This is a genomic window from Achromobacter sp. 1014246743, from assembly GCF_059760725.1.
In genome coordinates this window covers 29,217-45,539 of the sequence record NZ_JCBANA010000057.1, presented here as the reverse complement: position 1 = coordinate 45,539, position 16,323 = coordinate 29,217, and the positions used below count along the sequence as shown (strand labels likewise).

Annotated in this window: 16 protein-coding genes; 3 read left to right on the top strand and 13 right to left on the bottom strand. The window is 67.5% G+C overall.

Annotation, left to right across the window (positions count from 1 at the left end):
- Positions 1 to 485: 485 nt before the first annotated feature.
- From AC6LJ2_RS21990 to AC6LJ2_RS21955, 8 genes are all read right to left on the bottom strand, one after another.
- Positions 486 to 1,466: an ABC transporter ATP-binding protein gene (locus AC6LJ2_RS21990; RefSeq protein ID WP_498152178.1), complete on the bottom strand. Its 981-nt coding sequence runs from the start codon at positions 1,464 to 1,466 to the stop codon at positions 486 to 488.
- Complete coding sequence (locus tag AC6LJ2_RS21985) at positions 1,456 to 2,463, bottom strand: ABC transporter ATP-binding protein (protein ID WP_498152177.1); 1,008 nt, start codon at positions 2,461 to 2,463, stop codon at positions 1,456 to 1,458. Before AC6LJ2_RS21985 ends, AC6LJ2_RS21990 begins: the two co-directional genes overlap by 11 nt.
- A complete protein-coding gene (locus tag AC6LJ2_RS21980; RefSeq protein ID WP_498152176.1) occupies positions 2,460 to 3,947 on the bottom strand; it encodes an amidohydrolase family protein in 1,488 nt (495 codons plus the stop codon). Before AC6LJ2_RS21980 ends, AC6LJ2_RS21985 begins: the two co-directional genes overlap by 4 nt.
- Complete coding sequence (locus tag AC6LJ2_RS21975) at positions 3,947 to 5,140, bottom strand: amidohydrolase family protein (protein WP_263914986.1); 1,194 nt, start codon at positions 5,138 to 5,140, stop codon at positions 3,947 to 3,949. The genes AC6LJ2_RS21980 and AC6LJ2_RS21975 overlap by 1 nt, the downstream gene beginning before the upstream one ends.
- A 32-nt stretch (positions 5,141 to 5,172) precedes the next feature.
- Entirely contained in the window at positions 5,173 to 6,114 is a 942-nt protein-coding gene (locus tag AC6LJ2_RS21970; RefSeq protein ID WP_263914985.1) for an ABC transporter permease, read from the bottom strand.
- A complete protein-coding gene (locus AC6LJ2_RS21965) occupies positions 6,104 to 7,096 on the bottom strand; it encodes an ABC transporter permease (RefSeq protein ID WP_263914984.1) in 993 nt (330 codons plus the stop codon). The genes AC6LJ2_RS21970 and AC6LJ2_RS21965 overlap by 11 nt, the downstream gene beginning before the upstream one ends.
- Before the next feature lie 93 nt (positions 7,097 to 7,189).
- Complete coding sequence (locus tag AC6LJ2_RS21960) at positions 7,190 to 8,767, bottom strand: ABC transporter substrate-binding protein (RefSeq protein WP_498152175.1); 1,578 nt, start codon at positions 8,765 to 8,767, stop codon at positions 7,190 to 7,192.
- A 73-nt stretch (positions 8,768 to 8,840) separates the two neighbouring features.
- Positions 8,841 to 9,587: an aspartate/glutamate racemase family protein gene (locus AC6LJ2_RS21955; RefSeq protein ID WP_498152174.1), complete on the bottom strand. Its 747-nt coding sequence runs from the start codon at positions 9,585 to 9,587 to the stop codon at positions 8,841 to 8,843.
- Between the two features lie 248 nt (positions 9,588 to 9,835).
- Between AC6LJ2_RS21955 and AC6LJ2_RS21950 the strand changes: the two genes are divergently transcribed.
- Positions 9,836 to 10,555, top strand: a complete 720-nt coding sequence (locus AC6LJ2_RS21950; RefSeq protein WP_263914981.1) for a GntR family transcriptional regulator — start codon at positions 9,836 to 9,838, stop codon at positions 10,553 to 10,555.
- Positions 10,556 to 10,647: 92 nt separating this feature from the next.
- Here the strand turns inward: AC6LJ2_RS21950 and AC6LJ2_RS21945 are convergent, their stop codons facing one another.
- Positions 10,648 to 10,938, bottom strand: coding sequence for a DUF3579 domain-containing protein (locus tag AC6LJ2_RS21945; protein ID WP_129246681.1), 291 nt, complete (start codon positions 10,936 to 10,938; stop codon positions 10,648 to 10,650).
- A gap of 136 nt (positions 10,939 to 11,074) precedes the next feature.
- On the opposite strand from AC6LJ2_RS21945, the gene AC6LJ2_RS21940 reads away from it, so the two are divergent.
- Both AC6LJ2_RS21940 and argF read left to right on the top strand, forming a co-directional pair.
- Positions 11,075 to 12,256 carry an aspartate aminotransferase family protein gene (locus AC6LJ2_RS21940; RefSeq protein ID WP_498152173.1) on the top strand — a complete coding sequence of 394 codons (1,182 nt, stop codon included), beginning with the start codon at positions 11,075 to 11,077 and terminating at the stop codon, positions 12,254 to 12,256.
- A gap of 56 nt (positions 12,257 to 12,312) precedes the next feature.
- On the top strand, positions 12,313 to 13,254 hold the full coding sequence (gene argF, locus AC6LJ2_RS21935; protein ID WP_263914979.1) for an ornithine carbamoyltransferase: 942 nt from the start codon (positions 12,313 to 12,315) through the stop codon (positions 13,252 to 13,254).
- An 84-nt stretch (positions 13,255 to 13,338) separates the two neighbouring features.
- Here the strand turns inward: argF and AC6LJ2_RS21930 are convergent, their stop codons facing one another.
- The 4 genes from AC6LJ2_RS21930 to AC6LJ2_RS21915 are packed head-to-tail and all read right to left on the bottom strand — an operon-like array spanning position 13,339 to position 16,307.
- Positions 13,339 to 14,220 (bottom strand): alpha/beta fold hydrolase, encoded by an 882-nt coding sequence (locus tag AC6LJ2_RS21930; protein WP_263914978.1) that lies wholly within the window; start codon positions 14,218 to 14,220, stop codon positions 13,339 to 13,341.
- Positions 14,221 to 14,243: 23 nt separating this feature from the next.
- Positions 14,244 to 14,807, bottom strand: coding sequence for a hypothetical protein (locus tag AC6LJ2_RS21925; RefSeq protein WP_445658556.1), 564 nt, complete (start codon positions 14,805 to 14,807; stop codon positions 14,244 to 14,246).
- A gap of 12 nt (positions 14,808 to 14,819) precedes the next feature.
- Positions 14,820 to 15,350 (bottom strand): carboxymuconolactone decarboxylase family protein, encoded by a 531-nt coding sequence (locus tag AC6LJ2_RS21920; protein ID WP_445658555.1) that lies wholly within the window; start codon positions 15,348 to 15,350, stop codon positions 14,820 to 14,822.
- A gap of 3 nt (positions 15,351 to 15,353) precedes the next feature.
- Positions 15,354 to 16,307, bottom strand: a complete 954-nt coding sequence (locus AC6LJ2_RS21915) for a Bug family tripartite tricarboxylate transporter substrate binding protein (RefSeq protein ID WP_175219106.1) — start codon at positions 16,305 to 16,307, stop codon at positions 15,354 to 15,356.
- Positions 16,308 to 16,323 lie beyond the last annotated feature (16 nt).

Sequence of the window (16,323 nt, the reverse complement as noted above, 5' to 3'; positions counted from 1 at the left end):
ATGAACCAGTTCGCCATCATCTATGCCGAACGCTTCACTGACCCGTATCGCTGAGATAGCATCGATAGGCCTGACCAAACCTCGGTCAGGCATTTACTGCCTTAAACACAAAAATACTGACAGTCCCACTAAGCCACGTCACCAGGAACCTGTCGCCCCCGTCATCTAACGGCGCGGATGCGCGGGAATCCAACAAAACCTCCAGCGCCTGATGGGCGGCGCGCGAGACGGCCAGCATGCGCAAGCCAGCGCCACCACGCGCCGCCCATCACCGCCCCTCCCCCTTGACTGCGGACCCACTAGAAAACCAGTCCGCATCAGCGCGAAGCGCCCCCGCACCGCAATCAACAACACAAATGCCAAACGTGGCCGCCCGCGCGGCCGCGGCTTGGCGACCCTGTAGATCTCATGCCCTGACCACAGGTCTAACAGCGCGACGACCCGAGACGCGCGTAGCCCCTCGTGGCGGCGGCGTGCGGGGCGACCTACGAAGAAAACCCCGCCCCAGCAACCAAATGACACCGCACCTCCCTCCCCCCAACCAAAGCCACCTCAGGCACCACACTCCGGCACCGCTCCTGCACCATCCCGCATCGAGTATGAAACGTGCACCCCGCCGGCGGCATGATCGGATTCGGCACCTCGCCTCCCATCGGCTCCCGATCCCGTCTCGGATCATCCAGATCCGGAATCGTATCCAGCAGCATCCTCGTATACGGATGCCTGGGCGACTCGAATAGTTCGTCGGCCGCCGCCTGCTCCACGATTCTCCCCAGGTACATCACCGCTACCCGATCCGACACGTGGCGCACCACCGACAGGTTGTGGCTGATGAACACGTACGTCAGGCCGAACTCTTTTTGCAGGTCGCCCATCAGGTTCAGGATCTGCGCCTGCACCGACACGTCCAGTGCCGATGTCGGCTCGTCGCACACCAGGAATTCCGCTTCCGTTGCCAGCGCCCGCGCAATCGAAATGCGTTGGCGTTGGCCGCCCGAAAACTCGTGCGGAAAACGGCTGGCGTCGCTGGCCGACAGGCCGACCAGTTCCAGCAACTCGTCCACGCGGCGGCGCGTGTCGGCCGGGCTGGCCCGCAGGCCCAGCGTGATGATCGGTTCCGCCACGATGTTGCCCACGCGCCAGCGCGGATTCAGGCTGGCGTAGGGGTCCTGGAAAATCATCTGTGGATGCAGCGTGCCGCCCTTGCGGTTGCGGCCGTAGCGCAGCGTGCCGCGGGTCGGCGCCACCAGCCCCACCAGCAGCTTGGCCAGCGTCGACTTGCCGCAGCCCGACTCGCCCACGATGCTCAGCGTGCTGCCGCGTGGCACCGCCAGCGACACGCCGTCCACCGCCTTCAGCGTTTGTTCGGGTTGGCGCGACAGCGTGCGTTCCAGCCAGGGCGGCGACACATCGAACCAGCAGGCCAGGTCGTCGGCCCGCAACAGGAAATCCTGGTCATGCGGCATGGGCGACGCCTCCTTGGTGCAGCCAGCAGGCGCTGACCGTGGCGCCTGACGGCGACGCCGCCAGCGCAGGACGGGCATGGCCGCAGCGCGGCCCGGCCAGGGCGCAGCGCGGGTGGAACGCGCAGCCGTCCGGCATCGCGTGCAGCCGCGGCATCGCGCCATCGATCTGGTTCAGGCGGGCCGCGCGGTGGCGCAGGCCCGGAATCGCATTCATCAGGCCCTGGGTGTACGGATGGCCCGGACGTCGCAGCACCTCGAGCACCGGCCCGATCTCGACGATGCGGCCCGCATACATCACCGCCACCCGGTCCGCCGTTTCCGCGATCACGCCCATGTCGTGCGTCACCAGCAGCACCGACGTGCCCTGCTCGCGGCACAGGCGGCGCAACAGCGCCGTGATCTGCGCCTGCACCGACACGTCCAGCGCCGTCGTCGGCTCGTCGGCGATGATCAGCCGCGGCCGGGCCGCCAGCGCCAGGGCAATCACCACCCGCTGGCGCATGCCGCCGGAAAACTGGTGCGGATAATGGTCGATGCGGCGATCGGCGGCCGGAATGCCCACCGCCACCAGCAGTTCCAGCGCCCGCTGGCGGGCTGCCGCGGGCGCCCCCCTGTCGTGATGGCGGATGGTTTCGATCAGTTGGTCGCCCACCGTGAACAGCGGATGCAGGCTGGTCAGCGGGTCCTGGAAGATCGCGCCGATTTCCTTGCCGCGCAGTTGCTGGCGAGCCTTGGGCGGCAGATTGTCGATGCGCCGGCCGGCCAGGTGGATTTCGCCGCCGCCCAGGCGCCCCGGCGGCTCCAGCAGGCCGATCACCGCCATGCCGGTCAGCGACTTGCCTGCGCCGGATTCGCCCACCATGCCCAGGATTTCGCCCGGAGCAATATCGAACGAGATGTCGCGCGTGGCCACCAGCGTGCCATGGCGCGTGGGAAACTCCACCGACAGGCCGCGCACCGACAGCGTCGGGGCGGCGGGACTGGAAACGGTCGTCATGACGGGCTCCTTGGGGGCCGCGGGTAGCTGGATGAAAAGATCTCGTCGACCGCCGGATGGCCCCAGGTGCGGTCGGGATAGCGCGCCACCAGGCCGTCGAACTGTGCCTGAGCCTGCGCTTGCGCCTGGGCGGCGTCAAAGCCGGGGATGCGCCCGTCGACCATCACGAAGCGACCGTCGATGACCACCTGCGACACATCGCGGCCGCTGCCGCCCACCATCAGCGTCTGGATCGGGTCGATCAACTGGCCGTTGCGGTCGTGGGAAAAATCGAACACCACGATGTCGGCCTTGGCGCCCGGCGCCAGGCGGCCCAGGTCGGGCCGGCCCAGCGCATCGGCGCCGCCCACCGTGGCGGCGTCGTAATAGTCTTCCGAGCGGACCGCCTCGGTGGACTGGTCAATGACCCGGCACAGCATCATGCCCACCTGCATGTTCAGCACCATGTCCGGCGGCCAGGTATCGGTGCCCATGCCGATGTTGATGCCTTGCTTGCGGTAGCGGGCAAACGATTCCAGCGTGGCGCCGTGGCGCGCCGACACCAGCGGGCAATGCACGATGCTGGCGCCCGCGTCGCGCAGGATGTCCAGGTCGCGCCCTGGCCGGTCGATATGGCGCGAGCCGGACACATAGGTGCCATGCGGCAGCAGCGCCCGCGCGGACAGGAAGCCCAGGCTTTGCAGCCATTCGGGCGGACTCATGCCGTGCTGTTGCAGCACCAGGTCGTATTCCAGTCGCGACTGGCAGCAGTGCAGGCGGATCGGGATATCGCGCTCGCGCGCGGCCGTCGCCGAAGCGCGCAACAGGTCGGGCGTACAGGTTTCGATGCGGTCGGGCGACAGCATGGCGCGCACCCGGCCGCCGTGCAGGCCTTCGACCTCGTCGCAGAACGCCACGGCCTGCGCCAACCCGGCCATGCCGCGCGCCTCGTCGTAATGGCAGCGGATGGCGCCCTGCCCGTCCACATAGGTATGGCCGCTGCGGTAGGCCGGCCCCAGGTAGACCCGCAGCCCCAGGTCGCCGGCCGCTTGCGCCGCCGACAGGAATTCGTCGCGGGTCTCGCCCCATACCCGGTAGAACAGCGACGCGATCGGCAACGCGGTCGTGATGCCGTTGCGGATCAGCTGGGCAAAGGCGTAGCGTTTCTGGAATGCCAGTTCGTCGGGGGTGTACATCTCGTACGGCCCCCGCTTCATGTAGGTCTCGGGCCAGATGCGGCCGCGGCGCCAGGCCGGCGAATTGTCGAACCCCAGGATGGTGGTGTCCAGGTCCGACAGGGCGTCCAGGTCGACGAAGCCCGGCCCGATCAGCGCGCGGCCGTAATCGAAGCGGCGCGCGGCCACGCCGGGGTAGCGGTGGCCCACATAGACGATGCGGTCACCCTGGAACACGACTTCGCCGTTCTCGTACAGGCAGTGGCGGCCGTTCTCGTGGCCCACGACCCAACGGGCTGTCAGCAGCGTGGCGTCGTCGCGGGCGGCCATCAGGGCGCCTCCACCAGGGCGCGGCCGTCGCGCGCCACCACCTGGCCGCGCTTGACCACCAGCTTGCGCACCGGGCGCGACACGATGGCTTCGGCCACCGTTTCGGCGTCGACCAGCACGAAGTCGGCGTGGCAACCCGGCGCCAGGCCGTAGTCGGCCAGGTCCATGACGCGGGCGTTGCCGTACGTGGCCACGTGCAGGGCCAGCGCCAGTTCGTCGTCGCGCCGGAAATTGTTGCGCAGGCCCACCAGCATGGTGCGTTCCAGCATGTCGGGCTTGCCGTAGGGGCCCCAGGTGTCGCGCATGCCGTCGTTGCCGGTACAGACCACCACGCCCGCCGCATGCAGCCGCGCCACGTTCGGCACCGGCCGCGAGGCCGACCCCGTGGTCATGATGTGCACGCCGGCTTCCAGCAGGCCGTCGACCAGCCCTTGCACGGCCTGCGCATCGGGCATGCCCAGGCAGAACGAATGCGACAGCGTCACCTTGCCCTGCATGCCCAGCGCCAGCACCCGGTCGATGGTCATCTGCATCGAGAACGCGCCCAGCTCGCCGGCTTCGTGCAGGTGGATGTCGATGGGCTTGCCGTGCTTGTCGGCCAGGGCGAAGATGGCGTCCAGGTGGCCCTTCGGGTCGCGGTCCATGCCGGCCGGGTCCAGCCCGCCCACCACGTCTGCCCCCATGCGCAGGGCCTGGTCCATCAGTTCCAGCGTGCCCGGACGGATCAGCAGGCCGCTTTGCGGAAAGGCCACGATCTGCACGTCGATCTGGTCGCGGTACTGGTCGCGGGCCCGCATCACGCCTTCGATGGCGGCCACGCCGATGTCGGTATCCACGTCGACGTGGCTGCGGATGTGGCTGGTGCCGTCGGCCACCGACATCACCAGCTGGCGTGCCGATTGACGGTAGGGGTCGATGCCAAGGCGGCGCTTTTCCAGGCGCTCGTTCTCGATTTTGTCGATCAGGCGCGGGCCCACCTCGTTGCGGTACCAAGGCATGCCGTACATTGTCTTGTCCAGGTGGGCATGCGCGTCGATCAGGCCCGGCAGCATGATGGCGCCGCCGCCATATACCCGCGGCACGCTGTCGGGCACCGGACCGTCGACGGCCGCGAAGCGCCCGTCGCGCACCAGCACCGAGGCGATCTCGCCGCCCGCCGGGCGGACGTGGGTATAGAGAGTTGCGTTGTCCATGGTTCTACATTGGTCTCCGTACGGTGCCGCGCTCAGCGCAGGCGGGGATTCAGGGCATCGCGCAGCCAGTCGCCCAGCAGGTTCACGACCAGCACGATCAGGCTCAGGTACAGCGCGGGAAACACCACCACCCACCATTGACCCGAAAACAGGAACTGGTTGCCCAGCCGGATCAGGGTGCCCAGCGACGGCTCGGTCGGCGGCATGCCCACGCCCAGAAAGCTCAGGGTCGCCTCGATCAGGATCGCCAGGCCCAGGTTCAGGGTGGCCGTCACCATCACCGGCGTCAGCGTGTTGGGCAGGATGTGCGTCAGCATGATGCGCAGCGAACTGACGCGGATCAGCCGGGCCGCCTGCACGTATTCCTTGCCGCGCTCGACCAGCGCCGAGGCGCGTACGGTGCGGGCGTACTGCACCCAGTTGGTCATCGAGATCGCCAGGATGAGAATCACCGACGACAGGGTTTCGCGCATGCCGGGCGGCAGCAACTGCCGGAACACCGCGGTGACCAGGATGGCGACGAGAATGGTGGGGATGCTGAGCAGCGTGTCGCCCAGCCGCATCAACGCGTTGTCGACCCAGCCGCCGAAATACCCGGCCGCCAGGCCCACCAGCAGGCCGATCGCCAGCGACAGCACCACGGTGGCCAGCCCGATCACCAGCGACATGCGCGAGCCGTACAGAATGGCGGACCAGACATCGCGCCCCTGGGTGTCGGTGCCCAAAAGAAACTGGGCCTCGCCCCCGGCCACCCAGCGCGGCGGCAGTTCGGCGTTCAGCAAATCAAGCTGTGCCAGGTCGTAGGGGTTCTGCGGCGCGATCAGCGGGGCAAACACGGCCAGCAGCACAACCGCCAGCAGCACGATGCCCGCGCCCATCGCCACGTAGTCCTGCCGCAGGCTCCACCACAGGTCGCTTTGGCGCATCCGCGCCAGCCTGCCCCGGCCCTGGCCGGAAAACGGTTTAGTGAGCATTGGCGCCTCCTTTGACGTGCTGGCTGCGCAGGCGCGGATCGACCACGCCGTACATCATGTCCACCAGCGTGTTCAGCGCCACGAAGATGAAGGACACGATCACCAGGTAGGCGGCCATGACGGGAATATCCACGAACATGACCGATTGGATGAACAGCAAGCCCATGCCAGGCCACTGGAACACGGTCTCGGTGATAAGCGCGAACGCGATCAGGTTGCCGATCTGCATGCCGGTCACGGTAATGACCGGCATCAGGCAGTTGCGCAGCGCCAGCCGGAAATGCACCACCCGGTTCGGCAGGCCGCGGGCGCGGGCGAACTTGATGAATTCGGTGCGCAGCGTTTCCAGCATTTCGGCCCGCACCAGCCGCATGATGAGCGTGATCTGGAACAGCGCCAGCGTGATGGACGGCAGCACCAGCGCGGCGCGGCCCGACGGCGTCAAGAGACCCGTGGTCCAGCCGCCGATCCGCACCGTCTCGCCGCGGCCAAAGCCCGGCAGCCAGCCCAGCTGCACCGAAAACACCAGGATCAGCATGATGCCCACCACGAAACTGGGCAGCGAAATACCCAGGATGGACACGAACTGCAGCGCCTGCGCGACCCGCGACTTGCGGTAGATGGCCGTCAGCACGCCCAGCGGCACCCCCACCAGCAGCGACAGCAGGGTTGCCATCATGACCAGTTCGAAGGTGGCCGGAAAACGCTCGGCCACCAGCGCGAACACATCCTGCTGGTTGCGGTAGGAAATGCCGAACTCGCCGTGCGCGGCGTTGGCCACGAAGTGCACGAACTGCATGCCCACCGAGGCATTGAGCCCCAGGCGCTCGCGCAGCTCGTCGCGCTGCGTCTGCGAGGCCTGCTCGTTGAGCATCATGTCGACGGGATCGCCGACGAAACGGAAAATCACGAACGCCATCAACGCCACCGCCAGCATCACGCCGACTGCGTTGACGACCCGCCTCACTATGAACGCCAGCATGTGCGCCCCCTGTCAGCCCTGGTTACGAACGCCGGCATTGACGCCCCCTGATCCGCTCTCGCAAGGCTGGCCGCCAGAGCGGCCAGCCCGCCATCACTTCATGTGCACCGTCCACAGGCGCGCCTTGTTGTCGGGCATCTGCAGCACGTCGCCCACATTGGCGCCCACGGCCCAGGCCATGGGCTGCTGGTGCAGCGGCAGGAAGCGCACGTCGTCGTGCAGGGTCTGCAGAATGTCGGCCATCATCTGCACTCGCTTGGGCCGGTCCATTTCGGCGGCCGCGGCGTCAATGCGCGCATCCAGCGCCGCGTCGCCCCACTGCCCCCAGTTGAAGACACCGGCCGGGCCGCTGCGGCTGTGCATCACCTGCAACAGGATCGACAGCGCGTCGATCTGCGGTTCGTTGGCCCAGCCGTGGATGGTGATGTCGAACTCGCCGCGCGAGCGCTTGGGGTTCTGCAGCGACCGCGGCCCGCTGGCCAGCGAGGCCTTCACGCCGATCCGCGCCCACATCGAGGCGGCGGCCTGGCACAGCTCTTCTTCGTTGACGAACATATCGTTCGAGCACAGCAGCGACAGCGAGAAACCGTCGGGGTAGCCGGCCTCGGCCAACAGCTGCTTGGCGCGGACGGCATCGAACGGCAGGCGCGCTTCCTGTTTGGCCTCGTAACCCGGGATCGACGGCGCCACCAGCGCGCCGGTGGTGCGCGACAGGCCGCGCATCACCCGCTTTTGCAGCAGGTCGGGCGACAGCGCCATGTACAGCGCCTGGCGCACCCGCAGGTCTTTCAGCGGGTTCTTGTCGGTAATGTTGGACCCCACCAGCTTGTCGCCCAGGTTCAAGCCGAAATAGAGGGTGCGCAGCTCGGTCGCGGCCAGCACCTTGACGTTGGGCGCGGCGCGCAGGCGGTCCAGGTCCTGCAGCGGGGCGTTTTCAGTGAAGTTGATGTCGCCCGACAGCAACGCCGCGACCCGGGTGGGCGCCGAGGCGATCGGCGTGAACTCGATGCGGTCCAGATTGTGGCGCGGTTTGTCCCACCAGGCCGGGTTCACCACCAGCACGGTGCGGGTGTCGGGCCGGTACGACTCGACCTTGAACGGGCCGGTGCCATTGGCGTTGTGGGTCGCGTAGCCTTCGATCTTCTTGGCCGCGTCGGTGGGTTTCAGGCTGTTGTTGTCGACCAGCCATTGGCGGTTGAAGATGAAGATATTGGTCAGGTCATTGAGCATCAGCGGGTAAGGATGCGTCATTTCGATGTCGACCGTGTAGTCGTCGACCTTGCGTACGGCCTTGAACGCCGGCAGGTTGCCCTTGAGCGGCGAGGCGTCGTCGGACACCCGGGTCATCGAGGCCACGACGTCGTCGGCCGAGAACGGCGCGCCGTTATGGAACGTCACGCCGCGGCGCAGGTGAAAGCGCAGCACGGTGGGCGACGACGATTCCCAGGACTCGGCCAGCGCGGGCGTGACGTTGAACTTGTCGTCGTAGCGGATCAGCGCCTCGTAGACGTGGTTCAGGAAGGCCAGGTTGAACGTGCTGCCGTAGGAATATGGATCCAGGGAATCCAGGTCGCGGGCGGCGCCCCACTTCAAGGTGTTGGCGGCGGATGCGCCCGTGATGGCCGATAGCGCGATCACGGCCCCGGCGGTCCACTTCAGCAGCGTCTTCATGGCGGAAATTCTCCCTTGCGTATTTGGGTATGGGGACTTCTAGGCTTGCGGATGGGTTGCGGCAGGGGCGGCCTTAGCCGCCCGTGGCCTGGCGCTGGGCGCGGTCCAGCGTGGCCAGCGCCATCACCTGCGCCAGGGCGGCGCGGTAGGAATCGATGACGGGAACGGAAGGCAGGCGCGGCAGGCTGGGCAGAAAGCCGGCCAGCGCGGCGCCGGCCACGATGACCACGTCGGCCCCCAGGGCCACGGCGTCGTCCAGCGCCTGGCCGACGGCGGCAATGGTGTCGGGCGAACGGGTGACGTAATCCAGCGCATTGCCCGGCAAGGCCAGCACGCCGGCGCAGCGGGATTCCACGCCCAGTTGTCGGATCTGCTCGCGCAGCATGCCGGGCCACAGGCGGCCCACGGTGACGATGGCGTAGCGGTCGCCGCGCTGCATCGCCGTCATGATGGCGGCTTCGGCCATGCCGGCCACGGGCACGCGCAGGCGTTCGCGCACCGCGCCGATCCCAGGCTCGCCGAAACAGGCCAGCAGGCAGGCGTCGAAGGGCGTGCCGGCGGCCTCGGCCAGGGCCGCTTCGCGCTCGACCGTTTCCAGCACGGCGTGCGCGGCCACGGCGGCCTGGGCGCGGCTGGCGATATAGGCCGGGCCGAACGGCGCCGTCACGGCGTGGATGTGCGCCGCGTCCCCGAAAAAGGCGCGCGCCTGTTCGGCCAGGCGGATCGTGAGGTCGTCAGTGGTATTGCCATTGACCACCAACAGGCGGCAAGGCGGGATGGCAAGGCGGGCGGAAAGCTCGGCGACGGGTGCTGCGGACATGAATCAAACCTCTGGTCGTTTTGTATACAAACCTCCATACGTTCAGCCTGACAATTCGCTGATTTTGTATAAATGTTTGTATACGATTTATGACGACAATGTACGCCATTGGTCTGATGCTTCAAGCTATCGCTAACCCTTACCGCCCGATGTAGTATGCTGTTTCACACTTAGAAAGTGCGTGCCGGCGCGGCTTTGCCGCTCGTTATCATCCTCCGGAACACGCACCCCACGGAGAACCCACCACGATGACGTCCCCCCTGCCGCCGGCAGCCGACACGGCCCGGAAAGACGTGAACCGCACGGAAATCGTATACAAAAACTTGCGGCAGGCGATCATCGAACAGGCGCTGCTGCCCGGCGACAAGCTGCCCGAAGACGTCATTGGCGAACGCTTCGGTGTCAGCCGCACCATCGTCCGCGGCGTCCTGACCCGCCTGTTCAGCGAAGGCCTGGTCGACCTGCGCCCCAATCGCGGCGCGGCGGTGGCCCGCCCCAGCCTGGAAGAAGCGCACGACATCTTCGAAGCCCGCCGCTGCCTGGAGCGCGACGTCGCCCGCCGGCTGGTGCTGCACGTCACCGATGCCGGGCTGGCGCGCCTGGAACAGCACGTGGCCCAGGAAGAGGCCGCGCGTTCGCGCAACAGCGTCAACGAATCGATCCGCCTGTCCGGCGAATTCCACATCCTGATGGCCGAGCTCTCGGGAAACGCGGTCTATGCCCGCTACGTCAATGAAATCGTGTCGCGCTGCTCGTTGATCCTGGCGCTTTACGGCCGGCCGCATTCGAGCGAATGCGCGGTCAGCGAGCATCGCGAAATCGTCGCCAGCCTGCGGGCCCGCGACGAAAAGCATGTGCTGCATCTGCTGGAACACCACCTGGAATCCGTCACCGCCCGCGCGCTGCTCAGCCCGGACGGCGCCGGCGTGCGCGATATCCGCAAGATCCTGGACCGATACGGCACGTAGGCGATCACCCGCCCCTGGCTTGCCAGGGGGGCGTACGGGACGCGCCTGAATGAGAAAAGCGCCCGGTCGGGGCGCTTTTGGGTTTTCAGGCGCTAGATTTCGCGCTCTTCCGTCTTGAGGTTGTTATCGCGGGCGAAATCCACCACGAACTTGTACGCCAGCGGCTCGAGGTCGCGCAGGCGCTGGTCGACCACGATGCCGCGCACGCCGTCGATGACGACGGGCAGCACGTAGGGCGAGTAGGTGAGGTGGTTACCGGCACAGCCGGCGGGCCGGAACTGTGCCATTACGCCGGCGAGCCGTTCCGCCCAATCGCTGGGGCGAAAGCGGCTACCGCTTTCGGTAACGCCATGAATTACGAATTGTCTGACGCGAGTTGCCATGGATTCTTCACTACGGGACGCCCTTCACTGAGCCGGATCTTCGGCGTGATCAAACATGCGCCCCGCGCCGCGAATTGTATATGATTGATCCTTTGGGGCGATTCGCCCAGGGAAAAAGCCCAGGAGGAGACCCCCGATGACCTCGCCTCTGGCCAATATCTACGCCCGGCTGCCCGTATCGTTCACCCACGGCCAGGGCGTCTGGCTCTGGGACGCCCAGGGCCGCAAGTACCTCGACGCGCTCGCCGGCATCGGCGTTTCCTGCCTGGGCCATGCCCATCCCCGCCTGGTGGCCGCCATCAGCGAGCAGGCCGCCCGCGTCATCCATACCTCGAATATCTACGAAGTGCCCCAGCAGGCCGAACTGGCTGCCCGCCTGACCGCGCTGTCCGGCATGCGCGAAGTGGCCTTCAACAACAGCGGCTCCGAAGCCAACGAGGCCGCCATCAAGCTGGCGCGCTATTACGCCTACCAGCGCGGCAACCGCCATGCGCACATCATCACCATGGATTCGTCCTGGCACGGGCGCACCCTGGCCACCCTGGCGGCCACCGGCAGCGAAAAGGCGCGCAAAGGCTTCGAGCCCCTGCCCTCGGGCTTCATCCAGGTGCCCTACAACAACGCCGACGCCATCCGCGCCGCCGGAGACGCCGAGCCCCGGGTTGCGGCCGTGCTGCTCGAGGTTTTGCAGGGCGAAGGCGGCATCCGCCCGTCCGACATCGCCTTCCTGCAGGAAGTGCGGCGGCTGTGCACCGAGCGCGGCTGGCTGCTGATGATCGACGAAGTCCAGTCCGGCATCGGCCGCACCGGCAAGTGGTTCGCCCACCAGTGGGCGGACATCGTGCCCGACGTCATGACCCTGGCCAAGGGCCTGGCCGGCGGCGTGCCCATCGGCGCGATGCTGGCCGCCGGCCCCGCGGCGGGCGTGTTCACGCCCGGCAGCCACGGCACCACCTTCGGCGGCGGCCCGCTGGCCTGTGCGGCCGGGCTGGCGGTGCTGGACGCCCTGGCATCCGACAATCTGCTGGAAAACGCCCACCAGGTCGGCAGCCACCTGAAAGACCGGCTCGCCGCCGAACTGGCCGGCACGGCGGGCGTGACTGAGGTGCGCGGCCGCGGCCTGATGCTGGGCATCGAGCTGGCCCGCCCCTGCGGCGTGCTGGCCGCCCGCGCCCTGGAAGCCGGCCTGCTCATCAATGTCACCCGCGAGCGCGTGGTGCGCCTGTTGCCGCCGCTGATCCTGTCCCGCCAGGAAGCCGACCAGATCGTACAGATCCTGGTCCCCCTGATTCGACAGTTTCTGGCCGAACATCCATAATCAACCTCCCGCCCGGGCCACGAGCCCGACCGGGCCCCCAGACTAGCGACATCATCATGACTCCTCCCACGACTCAAAACGGCCCCTTGCGGCACTTTCTGCAGTTCAAGGACTTCTCGTCCGCCGAGATCGCCTACGTGCTGGACCGCGCGCGCCTGATCAAGGAAAAATTCAAACGCTACGAACCCCACATGCCGCTGCACGACCGCACGCTGGCCATGGTGTTCGAAAAGGCCAGCACGCGTACCCGCGTGTCGTTCGAGGCCGGCATGTACCAGATGGGCGGGTCGGTCATCAACCTGACCTCCAACGATTCCCAACTGGGCCGCTCAGAGCCCATCGAAGACACCGCGCGCGTCATTTCGCGCATGGTCGACATCGTCATGATCCGCACGTTCGAGCAGACCCGCATCGAGCGCTTCGCGTCGCATTCGCGCGTGCCGGTCATCAACGGCCTGACCAACGAATTCCACCCCTGCCAGATCCTGGCCGACATCTTCACCTACATCGAGCACCGCGGCCCCATCGCTGGCAAGACGGTCGCCTGGGTGGGCGATGCCAACAACATGGCCTACACCTGGCTGCACGCAGCCGAAATGCTGGGCTTCACGCTGCACGTGTCCACGCCGGCCGGCTACGAACTCGAAGCCGCCCGCATCGGCAACCCGTCCGACAAGGTGCTGCGCCAGTTCAAGGACCCGATGCAGGCCTGCCAGGGCGCACACCTGGTCACGACCGACGTCTGGACCAGCATGGGTTATGAAGCCGAAAACGAAGAGCGACGCGCCGCCTTCGCCGACTGGTGCGTCGACGCCGAAATGATGGCCGCCGCCGACCCCCAAGCCGTGTTCATGCACTGCTTGCCCGCCCACCGCGGCGAGGAAGTCACCGGCGAAGTCATCGACGGCCCGCAAAGCGTGGTCTGGGACGAAGCCGAAAACCGCCTGCACGTGCAGAAGGCGCTGATGGAATTCCTGCTGCTCGGCCAGATCAAGTAAGCGATGCGCGGACAAAAAAAACAGCCTTGAGGGCTGCTTTTTTTTCGTCGTGGCCAGGCCATGACCGATGCCGGGGTCAACCCCTCAAGGCGTCAGGCCCTTTTCCCAGCGCACGATCGCATCCGCCACCGCTTGCGGTTCCTCGGGCACCAGCGCGTGTCCGGCGCCGGGAATCACTACGACCGACACGCGTTCGCCGAACTCGTCGCGGATCTCGTTGCGGGTCGACTCGGGCTTGAACAGGTCAGCGCCCGCCTGCAGGTCCAACAGCGGCTTCTTGCCGCCCGACCACCAGTCGGACTGGCGCGTGGCCTTGCCCGCCAGCCGCTGGCTTTCACTGACCTGGGGGTACCAGCCGTTCAGCCACACGCGGGCGTCGTGGCCCGGCGCGAAAAAGGCGTACTGGATGGATTTCAGGCGCTCGGCATCCGGCAGCGACAGGTCGGCGCTGCGGTCCACGTGTTCACTCAGGCCTGCCGGATACTGCTTGGCCGCCGCCGCCACGATGACCACGCCGCGCACCAGTTCGGGATGGTCCACGCCGGTGGTGCGCGCGACCCAGTTGCCGAACGCATGACCGACCATCACGACAGGCTGCCTGGCCACGTTGCGGATCACCGCGGCCATGTCGTTGCCCAGGTCATGCAGCGTAATGCCGGTCATCGGTCCGGTGCTGGCGCCGATGCCGCGCGGCTCGGGTCGCAGCACGCGGTAGCCGGCCCGCGCCAGGCGCGCCGCCAGGTCATCGAAGTCCTCGGCGCCGCGCCCGCGTGACGGCAGCAATACCAACGCCGGCCCCTGGCCTTGCACCAGCACTTCGATGCTGGCGCCGTTGCCGGGCAGCACGGTGACACGCTGCACGGCGTCCGCGGCCGCGTCAGCCGCCGCCGGCGCGGCCTGCGCCGACATGCCCGTGGCACCCAGGGCGGCGCCCCACAGAACCCAACCAGCCCACTGCTTCTTCATCGTTGTCTCCCCGTTCTTCTTGCTTAGAGAATCTTCTGGAACATGGTGCGGCGCGTGTTGCGAAACGATGGCCGCACCCGGCTGCTCCAGTCGGTCGCGCGGACTGCCAGCCAGGGCGGGCTGCCGAAGGTTTCGCGGGTCTGCAGGTCGTAGCAGGCGAGATAGCGCGGCCCCTGGTCACGGCATTCGTAGCGCTGGGCGCGCACCGTGCCCGGCACCGACGCCAGGCCCGGCAGGTGTTCCTGGTCGTACCAGGCGTTCAGGTCGGCTTGCGCCTCGGGCAGCACGTCGGTTTCGACGATGTAGTGCCAGGGCGCATCCGCCCCCGCCGACGCGCCGGCCAGATCCAGCGTCAGGTGCAGCACCCGCGCCTGGGCGCCCGGAAACAGCTCGGCCAGGCGCGCCTGCACTTCCGGCAGGCCGCGCGTGTCGCCGTCCACGTATACATAGGTGTCGTCTTCTTCGAGCGCCGCGAATGCCCGCACCCGCAGCCCGGCCAGGCCATCCGTCAACCGCGCGGCCATATCGGCCGCGCGCGCGGCGTCGAAACGCTCGCCCAACGACACCAGCAATACCGTCTTGTCCATGCCCTGCTCCTTTCAGTGTCCGACGCGCAACGCCACCAGGAAGCGCGACACCATGTTGTAGGCCGCGACCGTCGCGGTCAGTTCGACCAGTTCCTGGTCGTTGTACCGCGCGCGCAGCGGCGCGAACAGCGCGTCCGGCACTTCGATGTCGCGCGTCATCGCGTCGGTCAGGGCCAGCACGTCGGCTTCGCCCGCTTCCAGCCCCGTCACCGCCGCTGCCGCCGGGCCGGTGCGCAACTGTTCCACCACAGCAACCGGCATGCCCGCCGCCAGCGCATGCGGCACATGGGCATCGAACTCATAGGGCGCGTTGTTCAGGGTCGCCACGCGCAGGATGATCAGCTCGCGCACTCGCGGCGACAGCGACGTGTTCAGGCGGATGGCGGTCAGCATCGCTTCCCAGCCCTGCACCACGGCGGGGCTGTTCAGCAGCACCTGGTACAGGGGCGAGATGCGGCCGCGCGCGGCCGCGATACGCGATTCGATGTCGGCCAGGGCCGGGCGCGTGCCCGGCGCCACCGGTGTGACTCGGCAGGCATCCATGGCTTACTCCGGGCGAATGTTCTTGCGCTGGATCAGCGCGGTCCACTTCTCGCGGTCGGCGGCGATCAGCGCGGCCAGTTCCTGCGGCGTGCTGGGCGCGGCCTGGGCACCGAACTTCTCCAGCTTGGCGCGCACGGCGGCGTTGTCCAGCGTGGCGCGCAAAGCCTGGTTCAGCTTGTCCACCGTGGCGGCCGGCGTGGTGGCGGGCGCTACGATGCCGTACCAGTTGTTGGACTCGACTCCGGTGATGCCCTGCTCGGCCAGCGTCTTCACATCGGGCAAGAGCGGGTGGCGCGTGGGCGCGGCAATGCCCAGCGGCTTGAGCTTGCCGCCCTGGATGTGACCGATCAGGCCCGGCACGTCGCCGAAGAAGCCCGACACCTGGTTGCCCATGACGTCGTTGATGACCGGCGCCGCGCCCTTGTACGGCACGTGCAGCACGTTGGCGTGGCTGGCGTCGGCGAACATTTCCAGCGTCAGGTGCGGAATGCTGCCGATGCCCGACGAACCCACTGCCACGGACTGCTTGTCGGCCTGCGAGCGCTTGACGAAATCGGCGGCGTCGGTGGCCGGGTTGGCCGGATTCACGACGAACACGGTGGCGTTGTTGACCACGCGCGACACGGGCGCGAAATCGCGCACCGGGTCATACGGCAGGTCCTTGTACAGCGCCGGGCTGATGGCCACCGCGCCCACGCTGGTCAGGAACAGTACCGAGCCATCGCCGGGCGCCTTGGCCACGTAGGCGGCGGCGATATTGCCGTTGGCGCCCGCCTTGTTTTCCACGATGACCTGCTGCTTGAGCTCTTTGCCCAGCTGTTCGGCCAGCACCCGGCCCACCAGGTCGACAGGGCCGCCGGGCGGGAAGGCGATGATCAGGCGCACCGGGCCATCGGCGTGCGCCGGGCTCAGGCTGGCCAGGCCCATGAGGCCTGCGAATACGAGTTTCTTGAACATGGTTGTCTCCTCGGGA